This is a genomic window from Brevibacillus sp. MS2.2 (assembly GCF_013284345.1).
Lineage (GTDB): Bacteria > Bacillota > Bacilli > Brevibacillales > Brevibacillaceae > Brevibacillus > Brevibacillus brevis_C.
Map to the genome: position 1 here is coordinate 66,057 of NZ_JABSUZ010000022.1, position 19,971 is coordinate 86,027.

General features: G+C 44.9%; 23 protein-coding genes. 19 read left to right on the forward strand and 4 right to left on the reverse strand.

Features of this window, described 5'->3' with window-relative positions:
- Window positions 1–10 precede the first annotated feature (10 nt).
- Window positions 11–976 carry an EamA family transporter gene (locus HP568_RS19305; RefSeq protein ID WP_173629961.1) on the forward strand — a complete coding sequence of 322 codons (966 nt, stop codon included), beginning with the start codon at window positions 11–13 and terminating at the stop codon, window positions 974–976.
- Between the two features lie 25 nt (window positions 977–1,001).
- On the opposite strand, the gene HP568_RS19310 is transcribed toward HP568_RS19305, so the two are convergent.
- Complete coding sequence (locus HP568_RS19310) at window positions 1,002–1,721, reverse strand: response regulator (RefSeq protein ID WP_048031545.1); 720 nt, start codon at window positions 1,719–1,721, stop codon at window positions 1,002–1,004.
- Window positions 1,714–3,342 (reverse strand): ATP-binding protein, encoded by a 1,629-nt coding sequence (locus HP568_RS19315; protein ID WP_254551352.1) that lies wholly within the window; start codon window positions 3,340–3,342, stop codon window positions 1,714–1,716. The genes HP568_RS19310 and HP568_RS19315 overlap by 8 nt, the downstream gene beginning before the upstream one ends.
- Before the next feature lie 266 nt (window positions 3,343–3,608).
- On the opposite strand from HP568_RS19315, the gene HP568_RS19320 reads away from it, so the two are divergent.
- The 6 genes from HP568_RS19320 (at window position 3,609) to HP568_RS19345 (ending at window position 9,052) form a co-directional block, all read left to right on the forward strand.
- Window positions 3,609–3,821, forward strand: a complete 213-nt coding sequence (locus HP568_RS19320; protein WP_048031547.1) for a hypothetical protein — start codon at window positions 3,609–3,611, stop codon at window positions 3,819–3,821.
- A 553-nt stretch (window positions 3,822–4,374) separates the two neighbouring features.
- Complete coding sequence (gene qoxA, locus HP568_RS19325; protein WP_048031548.1) at window positions 4,375–5,361, forward strand: cytochrome aa3 quinol oxidase subunit II; 987 nt, start codon at window positions 4,375–4,377, stop codon at window positions 5,359–5,361.
- 23 nt (window positions 5,362–5,384) lie between these two features.
- Window positions 5,385–7,355, forward strand: a complete 1,971-nt coding sequence (locus tag HP568_RS19330; RefSeq protein WP_048031549.1) for a cbb3-type cytochrome c oxidase subunit I — start codon at window positions 5,385–5,387, stop codon at window positions 7,353–7,355.
- 2 nt (window positions 7,356–7,357) lie between these two features.
- Window positions 7,358–7,966 (forward strand): cytochrome o ubiquinol oxidase subunit III, encoded by a 609-nt coding sequence (gene cyoC / locus HP568_RS19335; RefSeq protein ID WP_048031550.1) that lies wholly within the window; start codon window positions 7,358–7,360, stop codon window positions 7,964–7,966.
- Window position 7,967: 1 nt separating this feature from the next.
- A complete protein-coding gene (gene cyoD, locus HP568_RS19340) occupies window positions 7,968–8,285 on the forward strand; it encodes a cytochrome o ubiquinol oxidase subunit IV (protein WP_048031551.1) in 318 nt (105 codons plus the stop codon).
- Between the two features lie 236 nt (window positions 8,286–8,521).
- Window positions 8,522–9,052 carry a GNAT family N-acetyltransferase gene (locus tag HP568_RS19345; RefSeq protein ID WP_048031552.1) on the forward strand — a complete coding sequence of 177 codons (531 nt, stop codon included), beginning with the start codon at window positions 8,522–8,524 and terminating at the stop codon, window positions 9,050–9,052.
- Window positions 9,053–9,110: 58 nt separating this feature from the next.
- Here the strand turns inward: HP568_RS19345 and HP568_RS19350 are convergent, their stop codons facing one another.
- Window positions 9,111–9,644, reverse strand: coding sequence for a hypothetical protein (locus HP568_RS19350; protein ID WP_053079554.1), 534 nt, complete (start codon window positions 9,642–9,644; stop codon window positions 9,111–9,113).
- Window positions 9,645–9,695: 51 nt separating this feature from the next.
- Window positions 9,696–10,574: a YpjP family protein gene (locus HP568_RS19355; protein WP_173629963.1), complete on the reverse strand. Its 879-nt coding sequence runs from the start codon at window positions 10,572–10,574 to the stop codon at window positions 9,696–9,698.
- Window positions 10,575–10,768: 194 nt separating this feature from the next.
- Between HP568_RS19355 and HP568_RS19360 the strand changes: the two genes are divergently transcribed.
- The 12 genes from HP568_RS19360 to HP568_RS19410 all read left to right on the forward strand — a co-directional run bounded on the left by HP568_RS19360 (window position 10,769) and on the right by HP568_RS19410 (window position 19,942).
- Window positions 10,769–11,338 carry an FAD-dependent oxidoreductase gene (locus tag HP568_RS19360; protein ID WP_048031555.1) on the forward strand — a complete coding sequence of 190 codons (570 nt, stop codon included), beginning with the start codon at window positions 10,769–10,771 and terminating at the stop codon, window positions 11,336–11,338.
- Between the two features lie 186 nt (window positions 11,339–11,524).
- The gene (locus tag HP568_RS19365; RefSeq protein WP_173629964.1) at window positions 11,525–13,294 is read left to right on the forward strand and encodes a BlaR1 family beta-lactam sensor/signal transducer; all 1,770 of its coding nucleotides are present in this window, start codon (window positions 11,525–11,527) and stop codon (window positions 13,292–13,294) included.
- Between the two features lie 42 nt (window positions 13,295–13,336).
- Window positions 13,337–13,735: a penicillinase repressor BlaI gene (gene blaI / locus HP568_RS19370; protein ID WP_048031557.1), complete on the forward strand. Its 399-nt coding sequence runs from the start codon at window positions 13,337–13,339 to the stop codon at window positions 13,733–13,735.
- A 233-nt stretch (window positions 13,736–13,968) separates the two neighbouring features.
- A complete protein-coding gene (gene blaBBI, locus HP568_RS19375; protein WP_173629965.1) occupies window positions 13,969–14,883 on the forward strand; it encodes a BBI family class A beta-lactamase in 915 nt (304 codons plus the stop codon).
- A 27-nt stretch (window positions 14,884–14,910) separates the two neighbouring features.
- Complete coding sequence (locus HP568_RS19380) at window positions 14,911–15,594, forward strand: FHA domain-containing protein (RefSeq protein ID WP_173629966.1); 684 nt, start codon at window positions 14,911–14,913, stop codon at window positions 15,592–15,594.
- Between the two features lie 16 nt (window positions 15,595–15,610).
- Window positions 15,611–15,796, forward strand: a complete 186-nt coding sequence (locus HP568_RS29850) for an MBL fold metallo-hydrolase (RefSeq protein ID WP_254551354.1) — start codon at window positions 15,611–15,613, stop codon at window positions 15,794–15,796.
- A 43-nt stretch (window positions 15,797–15,839) separates the two neighbouring features.
- Window positions 15,840–16,283, forward strand: coding sequence for an MBL fold metallo-hydrolase (locus tag HP568_RS19385; RefSeq protein WP_309142229.1), 444 nt, complete (start codon window positions 15,840–15,842; stop codon window positions 16,281–16,283).
- 155 nt (window positions 16,284–16,438) lie between these two features.
- On the forward strand, window positions 16,439–17,092 hold the full coding sequence (locus tag HP568_RS19390; RefSeq protein ID WP_173629967.1) for a hypothetical protein: 654 nt from the start codon (window positions 16,439–16,441) through the stop codon (window positions 17,090–17,092).
- A 111-nt stretch (window positions 17,093–17,203) separates the two neighbouring features.
- Entirely contained in the window at window positions 17,204–18,721 is a 1,518-nt protein-coding gene (locus HP568_RS19395; RefSeq protein WP_173629968.1) for an MDR family MFS transporter, read from the forward strand.
- 12 nt (window positions 18,722–18,733) lie between these two features.
- Window positions 18,734–19,261: a PadR family transcriptional regulator gene (locus HP568_RS19400; protein ID WP_173629969.1), complete on the forward strand. Its 528-nt coding sequence runs from the start codon at window positions 18,734–18,736 to the stop codon at window positions 19,259–19,261.
- Window positions 19,262–19,357: 96 nt separating this feature from the next.
- On the forward strand, window positions 19,358–19,648 hold the full coding sequence (locus HP568_RS19405) for a DUF3817 domain-containing protein (RefSeq protein ID WP_007715976.1): 291 nt from the start codon (window positions 19,358–19,360) through the stop codon (window positions 19,646–19,648).
- Between the two features lie 96 nt (window positions 19,649–19,744).
- Window positions 19,745–19,942 carry a hypothetical protein gene (locus HP568_RS19410; RefSeq protein ID WP_229087967.1) on the forward strand — a complete coding sequence of 66 codons (198 nt, stop codon included), beginning with the start codon at window positions 19,745–19,747 and terminating at the stop codon, window positions 19,940–19,942.
- Window positions 19,943–19,971 lie beyond the last annotated feature (29 nt).

A 19,971-nucleotide genomic window follows, 5' to 3' on the forward strand; every position in this document is an offset into this window, starting at 1 on the left:
TGGAAGCACAATGACAGGAAAAAAAGATTCGAAATTATTTGGCGTTACGATTGCGTTGCTAGCGGTCTACTTGTTTTGGGGGGGCACTTATCTCGGGATGAAGATCGCCATTGAATCGATGCCACCCTTTATTATGGCGGGTGCGCGGTTCTTCTTGGCGGGATTGGTCCTATTCCTGATCGGGCGTTGGAAAGGGGCAGAGCTGCCCAGTGCAGCAGAATGGAGAGGGGCTGGAATAGTTGGGGCGTTGCTGCTTCTCGGTGGTAACGGTGTAGTTGCATGGGCACAGCTCAAGGTACCGTCAGCAATCGCGTCCTTGCTAATCGCTACCGTGCCGTTGTGGATTCTCGTTTTCAACTGGATCGGTGGCAGCAAGAAGAAGCCTACGGTTGGAGTCATGGGAGGAATCCTGTTTGGCTTGGCGGGGATCGCTGTGCTGGTTGTCCATCCCGAGGGCACAGGCAATCAAGGAATAGATTTGATCGGAATCCTGGCGCTCCTGTTTGCCTCGATCTGTTGGTCAGTGGGATCGTTGTATTCGCGCCAGGCAAAGCTCCCAGCATCACCTGTGATGGCAACGGCCTTGCAAATGCTCATTGGAGGAATTTTGCTGGGGATCGCGTCGCTGTTTCTCGAAGATTGGACGAAGCTGCATATATCGGAGATTACCCTGCGTTCCTGGATTGCCTTTGGCTATTTAGTTGGATTTGGTTCCATTGTCGCCTACACGGCGTATATTTGGCTTTTGAAAAATGCAGAGCCCTCTCTGGTCTCCACGTACGCCTATGTAAACCCGATTGTCGCAGTATTTCTAGGCTGGCTGATCGCTGATGAACAATTGACAAGCCAAACCTTGATTGCTGCTGTCATGATCATCGCATCCGTTGCCATCATCACAATGTTTCGGGAAAAGAGTCCAGGTGCGACACAACCGGTAGCACGAAAAGAAAATGGGAAGCTTCAGGTTCATAAATGAAGCTTCCCTTTTTTGCGATCAGGCATTATTTTGCTGATTTTTGCGGCACCCAGCGGTATTTTCGTTCCGGACGCCCGACAGTTCCATAGAACGTCTCTACTGTCACTTCATTAATAGAGACAAGAAATTCGAGGTATCTGCGCACCGTCGAATGGCTCATGCCAGCCAGTGCAGCCAGATCATCGGCATTCATACTTTGGGTGGTCTCCTGCATCTTGTCCCGGATCAGCTTTAATGTCAGCTTGTCGATACCTTTCGGGAGTGTGGTGACAGTCTCAACAGTTTTGGTAGCAGGAGTGTGTGTGGCTTTTGTAAACAGCTTGTCCACTGCTGTTTGATCAATGGTTGTATGCTGCTGTAGCTGGCGTCTCGTATTTGCATATTGCTCCAAGGTAGACATGAATTTATCGATCATAATCGGCTTGATAATGTAGCTGTATGCCCCGCCACGTATCGCTTCTCTCACGGTTTCCACATCGTTTGCGGCTGTGATCATAACCACATCGATCCCGCGAAAATGATTCCGTACTTCACGCAACAGGTCAATCCCGTTCATATCTGGCAAATAAATATCCAAGAGCAGAACATCCGGCGTAACGACGTGAAGCATCTCCAATGCCTGTTTTCCAGTCGTGGCCGTGGCAATAATCTGGAAGCCTTCCAGTTTACTTGTGAATTGTTCATAGATTCTAGCTGCAATTTCGTCATCTTCCACGATCATGACGGTAATGGGTTTCTCAGACATCGTGGATTGCCTCCTCTCTAGATGCTTTGTCCCACTTCTTGGGGACGACGACGGTGAAACGCGCTCCGCCAAGATCACTTTTTCCGAGTGAGATTTGCCCCTCTAATAGCTCGATGGCGTTTTTCACAATAGCCAAACCGAGTCCTCGATTTTCGCCTGATTTCGTAGTGACACCGCTTTCAAAGATGCGGGGCTCCAATTCCTTTGATACCCCATGTCCATTGTCTTCGATGTCAAATATGATATCGCCACCTAAATCAGTAAAGGAGACGTGAACCATTGCTTCAGATCCTTTGTATTCGAGGGCAGCTTCCATCGCGTTGTCGATCAAATTGCCGAGAATCGTGACCAATACCTTTGTATCCAAGCTATCAGGTACATCTCCCAAATAGCTGTCCTGATCAATTTCGAGTAATACCTTCATTTCTTTGGAGCGATTGATTTTCCCTAGCAGACAAGCTGCGATGAAGGGCTCTTTGACTGAACTCATAATGAAGGCGAGAATATCCTGCCGTTCTTTTACTTCATCAGTGATGAGTTCGATTGCTTTGTCGTATTCCTTTAGCTTGAGGAGACCGTAAATGGTGTTCAAACGATTTAAATATTCGTGATTTTGTGCACGCATATTGTCCGAAAAGGAACTGATCTTCGTAATTTCTTCGGTAAGTTGCTCGATTTCTGACTCTGGACGAAATGTGAAGACCACGCCTCTGATTTCATTATTGCTCAAAATAGGGGAGTAGTCGGTTATAAAAATTTCGTGCCCCAGCAAAATTTTGTAGTTCATTTCTTGCGTATTTCGATTGACGGAATGAATGATGTCACGCAATTGCGGGCTGGCGATCGATTTCCCTACGGTCAAATCCTCTTGGAGAAGGGAACGTGCGCGTTTATTCATTGAGACGACACGCCCTTGCATATCGACTGCTACCGTAGCATCGCGAATCGATTCAAGAATAGCTGCTTTTTCCGTAAACAAAAATGAGATTTCTTCTGGTTCCAGACCAAAGATCAATCGCTTGACTCGTCTGGCAATGATAATCGCGCCAATAATGCCGATAACCAGCAGCACCAGGGATAAGGCGACGACCCTTTCCTTGTATTCCGCGACCTTTTTCTCTACATCACTCATGACATAGCCGACAGAGGAGACACCGATTGTTTCGCCTTTCTTATTGACGATCGGTGTTTTCGCTTTGATGGCTGGACCTGAAATGCCTGTCCCCCGATAAATGACCGAGCGGTTTTCTAAAAAGACGGGGTCATTGCTGGTTCCCATCGGTAATCCAATCTGCTTTGGGTCGTAGTGAGAGTACCGAATACCGTCCTTGTTTCCAATCACCACATAGCTAGCGCCTGTTTCCATCCGAATGGTTTCGGCTATCGGTTGTATCACCTTGGAAGGTTGATCGGTCCCGAAGGCTGCAATGATGCGTTCGTCCATGGCAGATAGCTTGGCGACCGTCATGGCTTGCTGTCCAATATAACGATCCAAAATGTCATCTAATATGAAGGAAAATAAGGCAGTTCCTATCCCCATGCTGATCAGGACAACGATGGAAATGAGCAGAACCATTTGGGTCAAGAGGCTGATACGTGCTTTTTTGGGTGTATGAACCATGGGCAAACCACCTTCGATGACAGATCATGATGCTATGAATGTATGAAACCGTTTACTCCATTCATTATAACAATAACGCTTTCACATTTGTGACACAAAGTAAAAATGTAACAACACCGTAGCCAATAGGTTTATGAAAAAAGTTTTGACAAATTTTTTATAAAAAATTGAACAAAATATGAACAACAAGTGAATATTATGTTACAATGAGAGCATAAAACAAAAACGGTCACGCAAAAAATCTATAATGATAGGGGTTTTGTGTTATGAATAACGATCGAAAAGCAGCAGATGTATTAAGATGGATGGCTTGGACAGTATTATTTGTCGGTGCTGTTATTATGGCTTTCACTGCAAGCGATTTCAGATCGCAAAACTTGCCGTTGATGGTGTCGATCGGATTTTTGATCGCTGGTATGAATATCTTCATTATGAGCACAGTATTTCGCTTGATGACATTAAAAAGAACGGACGCCTAACAAGATAAAAATAGACCCATAGAGAACCTCTCATTTTCTTCATTATAATGAGAGGTTTTTTTATTTATACGGAATTTTGCCGTCAGCCAAATGCGCTGGCGTTTTTTTGATTTTTTTATTAAAAGTGAAAAGAAACCTTGACAATCGGAATTGGGTGGGATGACCAGAAATGGGTGGCGGACTTCATTAGAGGAGAATCCTAACAAGAATATGATCAACTCGTGAATGCTATGTGAACACTTTGTAACAGAAAAGCTACGAAATATTGAACGTCGTTAAAAACGAGTACAAAAGCTCGCAGACTCTGATAGTATGTATATGCGGCAAATGGTGAAGTTCACTTGTGTTAAAAAAACTCTATTGTGAGGTACTCTCGAAAAGTGTGAATGCACGTTAAAGAAAAGAGGGTTTTCCAAAACCTCGTTCGAGACCTCCATAGAGAGTGACTGCACTATCTGCACTATCGACATATGTGAGGCGAAGTTCACCTGAAAGGAACTGCGCTCTCAAAGTACTACATGCTCGTTGTTTGTGACTAGGAGGGATTAGGAGAATGAGCGGAGGAAAAATGCTGAGGCATATCCAATTTTGGATCTTGGCAGTGTTGGGCACCGTTCTGCTGACAGGCTGTGGTAGCGAATACCTCGTCTTGAATCCAAAGGGACCTGTAGCAGAAACGCAGTACAATCTCATTATTATTTCCACGATATTGGTCGCTGTCATTATCGTTCCGGTTATTGCGCTTACCGCTTTCATTGTATACCGCTATCGGGATACACCGGGCAATAAAGCAAGTTATAAGCCGGAGTGGGCACACAGTACAACCCTTGAGGTAATTTGGTGGATTATTCCTATCGTTATCGTTGCATTGCTGGGTTACTTTACTGTGCGTGATATTTATGTGTTAAAAGAGAACCCGAATAAAGAAGTTGCTCCTATGACCATTCAGGTTACGGCTTTGGACTGGAAATGGATGTTTACGTATCCAGAACAAAATATCGCTACTGTTAACCATCTGGAGATTCCAGCAGGTGTACCGATTCGCTTCCAGGTATCTGCTGATGCGCCGATGAACTCTTTCTGGGTTCCAGAATTGGGTGGACAGATTTATGCGATGGCGGGAATGGCTACCGAGCTGTATCTGCAAGCAGATGAACCAGGTACGTTCGCTGGATTTAGCTCCAACTTCTCTGGTGAAGGCTTCGCCAAAATGCAGTTCAATGTTGTTGCCAAACCGAAAGACGAGTTCGATAAGTGGGTAAAAGAAGTAAAAGGTACGACTCCAGCTATGACGAAGGCAGATTATGAAGAACTTCGCAAGCCTGGCGTGACAGATAAGTTTACGTACTCTGCATTCCCAGAAGGAATGTTTGAAGAGATCGTTGCCAAGTATGGCCATGGTCACGATATGGACTATGTGATGGAGAAAAACCCTGCGCCTGCAGGTGACAAGTCTTCTAATGAGACTTCGCTAAATACGCATCAAAAGACTGAATCGCACAACATGCCTGGAATGAATCATTCCAGTATGAACCACTAGGCGAGAGGGAGGAGGAATACCACGTGTGGGAGAACATTAAGGATTTTGCATCCACGTTCTTTGTAACAGGTGACCCACTGATTTACGGCGCGGACGTATCGATTGTACTGAGCATCATTGCGATCGTATTCGTTCTGACTAAGTATAAAAAATGGGGTTGGCTATGGCGTGAATGGTTGACTACAGTTGACCATAAGCGTATTGGTATCATGTATTTGATCGCATCGCTTCTGATGCTGTTCCGCGGTGGGGTTGACGCCCTGCTGATGCGTTTGCAACTGGCATTCCCGAACGTAGAGTTCCTGAACTCGGAACACTATAATGCCATCTTTACGACTCACGGTACGATCATGATTTTGTTCATGGCGATGCCGATGATGTTTGCCTTGTTTAACATGGTAGTACCGCTTCAACTCGGTGCTCGAGATGTAGCGTATCCGTTCTTGAACGCACTCAGCTTCTGGCTGTTTATGCTTGGTGCGATGCTGTTCAACATTTCGTTCGTAATCGGGGGCTCCCCGGACGCTGGTTGGTTGTCTTATCCGCCATTGTCACAAAATGAATTCAGCCCTGGACCAGGTCAGAACTTCTATATTTGGGGGATACAAATCTCCGGTATCGGTAGTTTGGCGACAGGGATTAACTTTATCGTAACGATTCTCAAAATGCGTGCACCTGGCATGAAGCTTTCCAAAATGCCATTGTTTAGCTGGTCCGTATTGTCCAGCTGCATTATGATTATCTTCGCTTTCCCAATTTTGACTGTAACATTGGCTCTGTTGTTCCTTGACCGTTTCGCAGGTGCCCACTTCTTCACAATGGACGGCGGCGGTAATCCGATGATGTACCTCAACCTCATCTGGATGTGGGGTCACCCTGAGGTATATATCGTAGTAGTACCAGCTTTCGGTATTTTCTCCGAAATCGTGGCTACGTTCTCACGTAAGAAGATTTTCGGCTACAAATCAATGGTTTGGGCGATGATGATCATTGCCGTTGTATCGTTCTTTACATGGGCTCACCACTTCTTCACAATGGGTACGAGCGCAAGTGTTATCGCCTTCTTTGCGATATCAACGATGATTGTTGGGATACCGACCGGTGTTAAGGTCTTTAACTGGCTGTTTACAATGTACCGTGGTCGGATATCCTTTAAACAACCAATGCTGTGGACCATTGCCTTTATCCCGTGCTTCGTAATTGGTGGAGCGACAGGGGTAATGCTGGCAGTAGCTCCGGCAGACTATCAGTATCACAACAGTTACTTCTTGGTTGCCCACTTCCACCAAGTATTGATCGGTGGGGTAGTGTTCGGTTACCTGGCTGGTATTTACTACTGGTGGCCAAAACTGTTCGGTTTCAAGCTCGACGAGAAACTGGGCAAATGGGGCTTCTGGTTCTGGAATATTGGTTTCTACGTGTGCTTTATGCCGCAATACGCGCTCGGTTTCATGGGTATGACTCGCCGTTACTATACGTACGGTTGGGATCGCGGTTGGGCAGACCTGAACCTGGTATCCACTGTTGGGGCATTCTTGATGGGTATCGGTTTCATCTTCCAAGTATGGCAAATCGCTTACAGCATCAAGAATGGTGAGCGCGACACGACAGGCGATCCATGGAATGGTCGTACGCTGGAGTGGTCGATTCCGTCACCTGCACCGTTCTACAACTTTGCTGTTGTACCACAAGTGAAAGAAATGGATGACTGGTGGGCAACAAAAGAAGCAAAAGCAAATGGCACCTATAAAGAAGAACCGGCGAAATTGGAGCCGATTCATATGCCGAAGAACTCTGGAATTCCGTTTATCATGGCGAACTTCTGGTTCTTGGTAGGTTTTGGTTTCACATTTGGATGGGTTTGGATGGCCGTCATTGGATTCATTGGAGTATTCGCATGCATGTGGGCACGCTCCTTCCAATACGACACGGATTATTACGTACCGGTGGAGGAAGTGCGTCGCACTGAGGCTTCACTGGGGAGGGTGGTGTAACGATGGCGCAGCATCATGACCATGGTCACGGCCACGACCACGACCATCATGAAGAGCATGAACAATTAAAGGTTCTTGGTTTTTGGATTTTCGTTGTAACAGACTGCGTGCTGTTCGGTACATTGTTCGCAACATATGCGGTAATGATGAATAGCTTTGCTGGCGGACCAACTGGACAGGAATTGTTCCAGTTGCCAGGTGTAATTGCTTCAACCTTTATCTTGTTGACAAGTAGCTTTACCAGCGGTCTCGCTGTTCTTGCAATGAACAAAGGCAATGTCAAGCAACTGATTGCTTGGCTGGCTGTAACGGGTCTTTTGGGACTGTCTTTCGTAGTGTTGGAAGTCACTGAGTTTATGCACTTGATCAGTGAAGGTGCAACTATGGGTACTAGCGGCTACTGGTCCGCTTTCTACACACTGGTTGGTACGCACGGATTGCACGTAACGCTTGGTTTGTTCTGGATGACTGCGTTGATCTTCCAGCTGAAGCGTCGTGGAATCACCGCGGTTACTCGCCGCAAAATTACCAACCTGAGCTTGTACTGGCACTTCCTTGACGTTGTGTGGATCTTCCTCTTCACAGTCGTTTACTTGATGGGGGTGATGTAAGGTGGCACAACATCAAAACCATGGCGGACATCATAGTCACGGATCGATGAAAGAGTACGTGATCGGTTTTATCCTGTCGATCGTGCTCACCATTATCCCACTCGTGCTGGTCATGAACTCAATTTTGAGTAAAACGGCGACCATGATCACGATCTTGGTAATGGCGGTCTTGCAGTTCGTAGTTCAGTTGGTCTTCTTCATGCATATCCGCGAAGGAGAAAAACCACGCTACAACGTACAGACATTGATTCTTGGACTTGTGATTGTATTTACAATCGTTGCAGGTTCCCTCTGGATCATGTTGTTTAACAAATATTAATCAGGTAAGAGCGTGGCATAGGCGATTCGTTGCTTGTGTCACGCTTTTTTTGTTTTTTGAAAGTAGCGGTAGTGAATGGAAGAAGCGCATTTCCAGTCTACGCTTCGGCCTACGCGGCATTTAGTCAACCAGTGGAAGTGATTCAAGAAGTAAAAGATTGTTTGGCTAGTAAACCTCTCTTCTTGCAGATATAATAGAAAGAATTTTACGCCAAAATGTGCAAAGGGAGTGAGATGATGGCTGGGCAACTGTATGTAACGAAGCCTTGTGCAGAACTTCAAGCAGAGTATATTTCTTTCTACGAAGAGTGGAAAGAAAGTGGAGAGCCTATCGTACCGTGGGTAGTGGATCGGGAGCCCTATGATTTTCCTGCGTATCTGGAATTTCTGGAGAGTGAAAGCAACGAGGAAAATCTTCCGGATGGCTATGTTCCTCATTCGACGTATTGGCTTGTGAATGAGGAGCGACGCATAGTGGGGGCGGTGAATATTCGACATCGTCTCAACGAGCGTCTACGAAAAAACAGCGGGCACATCGGATATGGAATCCGGCCTTCGGAGAGACGCAAAGGATATGCTACGGAAATTTTAGCGCAAGCCCTAAATATTACGAGCGAGTTGGGTATAAACGAAGTATTGGTGATTTGCGATTATGACAATGTTGCATCTGAAAAAACGATTCGGAAGAACGGGGGCGTTTTTGAGTCAGAATGTACAGATGACGATGGATTGGTCATTCGTCGCTTCTGGATTACACGATCTTCGTAAAAGAAGAGGGCTATCTCATTGTCCGTTTACAAGACGTTTGAGATAGCCCGTTCCCTATTTATTCATCTATCTTGTATGCAATCAACTTGCGTACCCATTTCTCCATCTCGTCAAGAATATAGTCTGGAGGTGGGGTTTTTCCGTCTTTTTTTGGGAGGACGAGCCATTGTAATGGTTTTGGGACATGAAGGATTTTCTCAAGAAGTTGTATCCCTTGATCGTCACGAATGATATCTCGTAAAAAGATGAACATTCGCTTGTCTAATGTATGGATGAGCTTTCCTTCATATTCTGTACCAGAGATAGTGACAGAAGGGTGCCCGTGCCTCTCAATTCCCCCTAATACTTCAACCCATACAAAATCGTACAATTGGGAAAGTTCAGCTTCAAGGAGATCGGGATCTTTAATGGGTACCTGTTCTGTGGAAGAGAAAGGGCGATTTAAAAAAATCTCTGGGTCCATCTCCATAAAGTCTAATACTACCTTGCAAGATGGAGCTTGTTTGTTTTCATGGGTGTATAAAATCTCGTCGATTCTTTTCAAATCCAATTTTTTACCAATCAAAAAACCTATTCGCAGTTCGATTGTCATACACTCCTTATTCAAAGAAGAGAAAATCTGGCTAACTAAACTACCACTTCATTAATCTTCTCCCCAATACTCTGGAAATTGATTTTTTCTCGTAATTTGAGTCTGACCATGATGCCACTTAAAATTATCATCTTTTTTATGCCAATGGAAGTCAATGCTTTTACCTCTATCTACTCTTTTCATATGGAACCTCAATAAGTCTTTTCCCGTTTTCTTGTCAATAATATCGAAAACTTTTTCTCCTTGGATAATGCCATTTCTAGCACTTTTGGACTCCGGCCCGTCATAATCAATATCCCCATCATATTGTTCGTGCAAGGCTTCAACTTCTGCCCATATTTCAGATTCTATTCTTTCTTCAAATTCATCATAAGCCATTTTTTGTATCCTTTTCCCCATTTTTTTCTTAACTGCTTCTTTAAGAGCAAATCTTAATAAAATGGGTAATATGGTAGGCTGAACTTTTTCTTCGCTTCTAAAACTTGAGCCACTTTGCAATAGTAGAGTTTCCGTTATTTCAGGCAATACCGAATGCTTTTCAGCTATTTGCTCTTTTACGTCATTAACCAATTTGTTGAGCTCATTTTCATCATCTTGACTGGTGGAAAAATACTCTTCCAGATCCCTTTTAACGTCATCTTCGAGTGAAGTCTTTTCTAAAAATGCTTCTTGAAGATCCCTATCGGATTTCATACCTTTTAGAACAAGGTCTAGGTTGTCGAAAGTATCGGTAAGTGATTTTTCAAGATCATCTTTGTTTTCAGACATGACCTCACTCGAAAATTCGTATTGAAGCATTTCATTCACGGATGATTTGGATAATACATCAGTCTCTGCAGCAAAACTAGATGTCAGAACAGTGCTGAATAGCATCATGGAGGCAAGAGAGGTTAAAAACAACTTTTTTCCTTTTTTGATAAAATCAATCATTTTAATCCTCTTATTTCAAATATTTACCAATTAATAAGGTAATATAAATTTGTGATTATATCAATTGCTTTTTGAAGATTTTGTTCGAAGCTAAATAAAAATCACTGGATAAACTAGTTAATAGATATTGTCTTGAATACCATACTTAGTATATAATTATGTTGTGAAAGTTATTTTGGAAGGGAGAGATTTCTTTGTTTGATATCGTAATTATTGGAGCAGGCCCGGCAGGAGGAAGTGCAGCGTTGTTTGCTGCAAAAGCAGGTAAGAAGACGTTGCTGATTGATAATGACAAAAGCATGACCAAGCGCGCGTGGATGGAAAATCACTACGGCATCATGGAAATCTCAGGCCCAGACCTCATTGAAATCGGTAAAAAGCAAGCAGCGAAATTCGGTGCGGAGCTGGTAGCCGACCAAGTAAGCAGCATTACCAAAACAGAGCAAGGCTTACTCGTAGAGACAGCGGAAAAAGGCAGCTTCGAGGCTAAGCATGTGATTCTTGCAACTGGAGCGCTCGTGACTTTGGCAGAAGCGATTGGGGTAAAAACCAAAGAAGGTACAGAGCCACGGATCAAAACAGTTGTCGATGTCGATGCACAAGGGAAGACGAACATCGAAGGAATTTGGGCAGCAGGTACGTGCGCAGGAGTAAGCGTACATACGATCATTACATCTGGTGATGGCGCCAAGGTTGCAATCAATGTCATCAGCGAACTGAATGGCGAGCGTTACGTTGATCACGATGTTTTGAAAACGAACTAAATCAGGTCTGAAACACCTTCTTACCATTTTCAAGAAGGTGTTTTCTTTTTCCTTCCAATCGATGATAGCTTGTATCGTGATCTTGTTTTTGACATAATGAAGAGCGTTCCTGTTGCTCTGGAGAATTGATATCGATTCTATTTTTATCTAGATTGCCCTATGTAAGAAGGGAGGGAGACAGGTAGCATGTTCGTCAATCATGTGGTGGTAAGCGTGATCGTTTCTTCCTGCACGATCGCCCTTATTTTCTTGATTCGAAAAGTATTTCGCTCTCAACTGTCGGCTAGATGGCAGTACAATTTGTGGTTTCTCTTGCTGGTCGCTTTGACGCCAGCTTTTATCCCGAATTCCTTTTTTGATTTTGGAAATCTGTTTGCTTCAGGGATGAATCAGCGAAATGAAGCGGGCAGCTCGATGCTCGCTGCGCAAGCTCCTGTGTTTGAAAATGCGAATTGGGTACAGGATTTAACGTTGTCGGTAAGTCGCTATACACCGGACTCCTTTCCTACGATTTTGGCCAGCCTATGGGTAGTCGGCATGATCGTTTGTGCTTCGATCACGTTATCAGCCTGGTTAAAAATCCAGCAGATCAAGCGATCGGCTTCTGTGATCACCAATCAAGAAATCATCAATATATTTGAACAATGCAAGAAGGATGTAAAAATAAATCGGCACATCGTGTTGGCAGAATCCAAGCAGGTCAAATCTCCGATGACGTTTGGCGTTTTTACGACGTATGTTGTCCTTCCCAGTCATTTTGAAGAGTGGCTGTCAAACAGAGAAATAAAGTATATCTTTTTACATGAGCTCATGCACCAAAAGAACCATGATATCGTCACGAACTATGTGACCGTCGTGTATCAGCTTTTGTATTGGTTCCATCCATTGGTTTGGCTGGCTTTTCGGGAAATGAGAGTAGACCGTGAAATTGCTTGTGATGTAGCTGTACTGAACCTTTTAGACAAGCGAAATTATCAGGAATATGGTCATACCATCATTAAGTTTTTGGATAAAGAAAGTCGAGTCGAAAATGTCGTTTTGGCGAATCAGTTAAACGGTTCCAAGAAGGCAGTTAAAAAACGAATCGAGAAAATCGCTTCCCACAAGGCAGAATCAAAGCTGTTGCAATTGAAAAGTACCGTCATTTTTTCCATGATGGGTGTCTTGGTTGCCAGTCAGGTTCTTGTTGGTTCCGCATTAGCCGACGATCGCAGTCGCTATCATTTTCAACATGATCGAACCATTTACGAGGATTTAGACAACTATTTCCGTGGCTTTGAAGGCAGTTTTGTCTTATATAATTTGAAAGCCGACCAGTATCGAATTTACAACGAGGCAGGAAGTACACAACGAGTTTCACCGAACTCGACCTACAAGATTTTTCTCTCCTTGTTTGGTTTGGAGGCCGGTGTGATTTCGAGAGAAGATTCCCTGTTAAAATGGGATGGAATCCACTATCCTTATGAGCAGTGGAACCGGGATCAAGATCTATTTACAGCGATGCGAAACTCCACAAATTGGTATTTTAAAGAGATGGATAAGAGCATCTCTCCGGATATGACGCAAGCTTTTCTGGAACAATTGAACTACGGGAATTCCAATACATCTGGTGGAATCGGCGAATATTGGATAGAATCTTCCTTGAAGATTTCTCCGGTGGAGCAGGTACAATTATTAAAAGCGTTCTATACCAACCAGTTTGGCTTTCAAGAAGACAATATCCTGACGGTGAAAGACTCCATCCGTTTATCGGAAAAGGCGGGTTCGATTCTTTCCGGGAAAACAGGTACGGGCACCGTCAATCAAAAAGATGTGAACGGTTGGTTTGTCGGATATGTAGAGAACGAGGAAGGCACCTACTTCTTTGCTACAAATATACAAAGCGAAGACGACGCGAATGGACCTGCAGCAGCAGAAATCACCTTGTCTATTTTGAAAGCGAAAGGTCTTTACTAGCCTTTGTTCTTTCAGTCATGATTATCGAAAGGGGGAGACTTCATGTCTACATCCATGCCAAGTATTTCAGAAGCGGAATGGCGAGTGATGAATGTGCTATGGGAAAAGTCACCGCTAACGGCCAACGAAATTATATCCTCCTTGGAAGGTCAAACGGATTGGAACCCAAAAACAGTACGTACTCTTTTGAATCGTTTGGTTCAAAAAAATGCCGTTGGAGTCAATCAAAACCAAAGAGTCTATACGTTTTATCCGTTGTACTCACAAAATGAATGCCAGCACGCCGAGGCACAGTCCTTTCTGGAGCGGATTTACAGCGGAGCTCTAAAATCGATGCTGGTTCAGTTCATCCAGAAGGAATCCTTATCGGACGAGGAAATTCAGGAGCTGCGTTCCATATTGGATGCGAAACAAGCATCGACTGATCATCCTAAAAAATAAAACACGCCCTTTCAAGCTGAGTTGGAGAACCCATTTACGGTTATCCAGTTTTCTTGAAAGGGCGTCTTTTTTTCAAGAAAGGACGGATGTAGCTCTTTTCCTTGCATAACAGGAGATTGACACAAGTGGATTACGCGTGTAATATTATCGTGAAATCAGTTGATTACAAATGTAGTATTATATTACGGATGTGATCTATAGCTGTTATCTTCCCAGAAAGAGGTTCGTCATCTATGAAAGCTCACTATTCTAAACGAATCGGATTCACAGTGAAAACGATTTTACTCACGCTTTTCACACTCACTGGTTGCTCTTCTCCAGAAGCACCTGTCCAAAAAACGGAAACACAAGCATCTGCCATGGATCTAAAGTTCGCTGCGCTGGAAAAGAAGTTTAATGCGAGGCTCGGCGTATATGCGATCGACACCGAAACAGATTTGGCAGTTGCTTATCGCGAAGATGAACGATTCGCTTTTGCCTCTACGTACAAGGCTTTAGCCGCAGGTGCAGTCTTGCATCAGAAACCTTTGGAAGAGCTAGACAAAGTCATCACCTACACCAAGGACGATCTCGTTACTTATTCACCCATCACAGAAAAACACGTAGCGACCGGAATGACTTTACGTGAGGTTGCAGATGCCGCAGTTCGCTATAGTGACAACACGGCGGGAAATCTGTTGTTCAAAGAATTGGGTGGACCTAAAGGCTTTGAATCAGCTCTGAGACAGATTGGGGATAGTGTGACGACATCCGAGCGCTATGAGACGGAATTGAATGAGGCTAAACCAGAAGATATTCGCGATACCAGCACACCGAAAGCACTTGCAACGAGCCTAAGAGCCTATACGGTAGGGGATGTGCTGTCGTCAGACAAGCAGACGATTCTTATCGAGTGGCTGAAAGGCAACACGACGGGAGACAAGCTGATTCGGGCGGGCGTCCCCAAAGACTGGAAGGTGGGAGATAAGACGGGAGCCGCAAGCTACGGAACGCGAAACGATATAGGTGTCATCTGGCCACCGAATAAAAAGCCCATTGTCATTGCAGTGCTGTCTAGCAGAGATAAGCAGGACGCTACTTATGATGATGCGCTCATTGCTGAAGCGACCAAGGTTGCTGTTGACGCACTGACGGCTGCAAAACCGTAATAGATCAACAAGTGAGGTGATCACCGGATGATAGACAACGGTGCGTACTTACTCGTAAAAAAAGGGGACCCCAACCAATTTTCCACACGCAAATATCTCACCAAGGATCGCTGTACAATCGGGCGGAGGGGGACTAGTTTTCAACTGGACATCACATTTTCCAGTCCGTACATTTCGAGAATGCATGCAGCCTTTCAAAGGATCGGGAACGATTACAAGATTATCGATCTGGAAAGCAAGCATGGCACAGAGGTAAACGGGACGCCTCTTCATTATTCCTCTCACATTCTTCGTCACGGGGATCAAATAAGCTTGTCAAAAGGGGTGGCAGAGCTCGTCTTTTTACGAGAGGTCAATAGACTGGATGATACGGTGGAGCTCCCTTTCACGCAGCCAAAGAACATGTCGGTTTTGCCAGGTTTGGAGATTCATTTGGAGAGAAGAGAAGTTCGTCTCGACGGGAGTAGACTGCATATGACCGGAAAAGATATGGATTTGCTGAAGCTTCTCTACCAAAAGGCGAACAGGGCCGTTAGTTTTGAAGAAATTATGCTGACAGTCTGGCCAGAGCGAATGCTGCACGAGGACCATGTCCCAGATGTTGGACGAGTGGAAGTCAATGCGCTCGTCTACCGATTAAGAAAAAAGCTTCGGCGCTACGGGCAGCAAATCACGACGATTCCGCGATATGGATATCGCTTAGATGTTTGAAACAGGAAAAAGCATTGTGTTAACAAAAGTAAATGACAAAGTATGGTTACATACATCCTATCATGAATGGAATGGCATAACCTATGACCACAATGGCTTAATCGTTTCTACGTCTAAAGGAGTCGTCCTGATTGATACAGCATGGGGAGACACCCAAAAAACGGAAGAGCTATTGCAGATGATCAAGAAGCATTGGAATTAAAGACGTTGTTCTGGCGCTGATTACACATGCACATGATGACAGCATTTCAGGTATCCGTGCGTTACTCCATCAAAAAATAGATGTACGCAGTACACGTTTGACGGCAAAATTAGCGAAAGAATATGGATATCCTTCGCCAAATCCGACACTTGATGAAAAGCCCGTAATCAAGGTAGGCCACACCATCTTAGAAGCCTATTATCCTGGGGAAGGGCATTCGACAGATAACATTACTGTTTGGCTTCCCCAATTCAAAATATTATTCGGTGGATGCTTCGTCAAAGCATTGGGTGCTCAGGACCTCGGAAATCTTGCAGATGCCAATGTAGAACAATGGGATGACTCCGTTCAGAAGGTAATCGAAAAATATCCACAGGTCGAAACCGTTGTACCTGGACATGGAAATACGGGCGGCAAAAACCTGCTTGATCATACCATGGAACTAATCAAACAACATTCCCAGGAGCAAGAAGCTGCTCTGAAATGAAACTCCTTTAAAACAAACTCCTTCTCAAGACCAAACTGAGAAGGAGTTTGTTTATGTAAGGTGTTTTCTTTTTTCTTCCAATCGTCTAAACTTTTGATATAGGCCAGAAGTCATTGCTCTATTACCACAATCATTCAGTCATAGGAGTCCTTATTATGAAAAAAATCGTAGGTATTGCCTTGATGGTCGCATTACTAGGCTTCAACGCCTATTTATGGCCGACACTGATTCACGCGGTAAAAACAGACGGACGAACGGATACGAAAACGGCATCTCTCTCGCAAAAAGCAGGTACTGCAAAGCCCGCTATGGATTTGGCCAATCAAGGTCCGCGCGCCGCAAACGTTTCCGCCTATCCGGTTGAAAAGTCTGTGGCTGTGTCAGCACCCGTACCAGCACCAGCGCAGAAACAAAGCGAAGGAAAGCCAAAAACAAAAGCGGTAGCAACTGCTAAAACGAACACACCGAAGAAGAAAACACAAAAGACGAAAACCGCAACAAAACCAGTCAAGAAACAGATGGCACGTCCTCCGGTAAATAACGTACCGACGTATCCGGCCTGGGATGATAACGGCCTCTATGTTGTAGACGATGGAGGACCAGGAAGTAGTTGGGTGAGGCTGTCAGATGGTTCTTTGCTGCGTAAGAGCGACGGGACACGGACATTTAACATGCCCTATGATAAGAATCCATTCACCGGAGAGATTAAGCCGACAGTGGAGCCGATGTCAGAAGCGGCGTATAAGATGTGGAAGGGCAATCAAGCCCAGCAGCCATCGCCATTCAGCCCGTCACCGTTCGGACGATAATCGATTGCGAAAAATTGCTCCGCGAAATGGAGCAGTTTTTTTCGATAAGTAGTCAAATTTGAATATAATAACGTATAGTACTTTGATTTGACCACTCTGGAGGGTGAAGCAATGATTGCAAGAGAAAGTAAAGTGAATATGGTGGTAGCGGGGCTACTGCTTGGTCTCCTGATGGCTTCCATGGACAATACCATTGTTGCAACAGCGATGGCTACGATTGTCGGTGAGATGGGCGGCATGGATAAGTTCGTTTGGGTGACATCAGCGTACATGGTCGCTACGATGGCGGGGATGCCGATCTTCGGTAAACTCTCCGATATGTATGGCCGAAAACGTTTTTACGTATTTGGTCTCATTGTATTTTTGTTAGGGTCCATTTTATGCGGGACGGCAAACAGCATCGTTGAGTTGAGCATTTATCGGGCGATTCAAGGGATTGGCGGCGGAGCGCTGATGCCGATTGCCTTCACCATTATTTTTGACGTATTCCCGCCGGAGAAGCGTGGAAAGATGACGGGACTTTTCGGGGCTGTATTCGGTACGTCCAGCGTATTTGGACCTTTGCTGGGTGCGTATATTACCGAATATGTCAGCTGGCATTGGATCTTTTACATCAATGTACCGATTGGTGCTGTGTCCCTCTGGTTGATCTCGATGTATTACAAGGAGTCTCTGGAATACCGCAAGCAGAGCATTGACTGGTGGGGAGCGATTACGCTGGTCGGTGCTGTAGTGAGTCTGATGTTTGCACTGGAGCTGGGCGGCAATCAATACGCGTGGGATTCGATGCAGATTATTGGATTGTTCTCTTCCTTTTTCTTGTTGTTTGTGATTTTTCTATTTGTCGAAAAGCGGGCATCTGATCCGATTATTTCGTTCTCCATGTTCAAGAAGCGGTTATTTGCCGCGACAAATGCGATTGCACTGTTGTATGGAGCTGCTTTCATTATCGCTACGGTGTACCTGCCGATTTTTATCCAAGGGGTATATGGCGGGTCAGCGACGAATGCAGGGTTGCTGTTGACACCGATGATGCTCGGCTCGGTTGCTGGTAGCCAGCTAGGCGGATTTTTGACGACGAAGACCAGCTTCCGCAATATTATGCTTCTGTCCGCAGTCTTTTTCATACCAGGTATTTTCCTTTTGAGTACGCTGACGCCTGATATTCCACGTTCGATCGTTACGCTTTATATGGTGATTGCAGGGTTTGGTGTGGGTTTCTCTTTCTCCACCTTGGGAATTTCAGCGATTCATGGCTTTGATATGCGTCAAAGAGGATCGGCCAGTTCGACGAACTCTTTTTCTCGTTCATTGGGGATGACATTGGGAATTACCGTGTTTGGTATCTTGCAACGTAATTCGTTTGAAAACGGCATGTTCTCAGCCTTCGGGGGTCAAGGGGTGACGAATGCCATTACAGACCCGCGAGCTATTTTGACACCAGAAGCTCGCGAATCCATTCCGGCACCTGTCTTGGATCAAATGATCGATATTCTCGCTTCTTCCATTGCGAATACGTTTATGTGGGCGCTCGTTCCTGCTGTTCTTGCTCTCGTGTGCATTTTGCTGATGGGAAATGATCGGGCGCTGGGGAAATCGCCTTCCGCACCGAAACCGGAACGCGGGTAGAGGAGAATCGTCATGAGTCTAAAATTGCTTGTTCTGGGATTGCTGATGGAAGGGGAGAAGCATCCCTACGAGGTTCAGCAGCAGGTGAAGGCTAGAGGAATGGATTGTTACATGAAATACGCCAAAGGCTCCCTCTACTATGCTTTCGACCAATTGGAAAAGAGCGGGATGATTGAGGTCAAAGAAGTCATTCGTGAGACTAGCCGCCCAGAAAAGACGTTGTATGGGATCACGCAAAAAGGCGAAGAGCAATTTCAACAGCTTCTCTTGGAAGAAATGCAAAAACCGATGCAGCTCACCAATCCGATCTACGCGGCTCTTACTTTTGCTTCGTACGGTGACCCACAGAAAATGGATGAGGCCTTGGAAGGTAACATCCAGGAGGTAAGACGATTAGCTGGAGTATTGGAATCGATCCAGGAGGAAAAAAGAGAGAGGCTTAGCTGGGGAGCACGAACGATTCTGATCGGTGCCATTGAGCATTTGCACGCAGAAATGCGCTGGATGGAACGTATTCGAGAAGAAGCCTGGGGCCGTTGATTTTGAATATATTATGAACATTGGACTATTTTCATCATTATGATAGTTTTTCGTTTATAATAGTGGTAATTTCAATGGCAAGGATGGTACCCGCACATGATGAATTCTGCCCTCGGACGCTTTCGTCTCATCGGCCTGATCGAAGGTATCTCGTATTTGGTACTTCTCGGGATTGCTATGCCGCTTAAGTATTTTTGGGATTATCCAGCTGCAGTAAAAATTGCCGGATCGCTTCATGGATTGTTTTTTGTCCTGTATATTTTGGCGTTGGCACATGTTACAATGACCAATAAGTGGTCCTTCTTGAAAGTAATCGGGGCATTTATCGCTTCATTACTGCCATTCGGCAACTTTGTTCTGGACGCACGCCTGAAAAAAGAGCAGTAAGTATACACATTACAAATTACGTAAGGCACTAGAAGGCGGGTCATTGTACCCGTCTTTCGTACATATTCAAAAGAGAAAAAAATGGAGGGGATCTGTGTGGAGACCAGAATTTTAGCAGGAATTCTTTTGTGGGACGAAGAGGAACAATACGTTCTTGAAACCGTGATGGAGGACCGTTACAAGCTGGTTCTGCCGCAGATTATCACGCTTGCGAGCACAGAAGAAAAGGTAGCGACAGATGAATTGAACGAGCAATATGTCGGTCAAAATGTGATTGCCAGATGCTTTGTCTAATGTGAACAGATAATTCGGAAAAAAGGTGT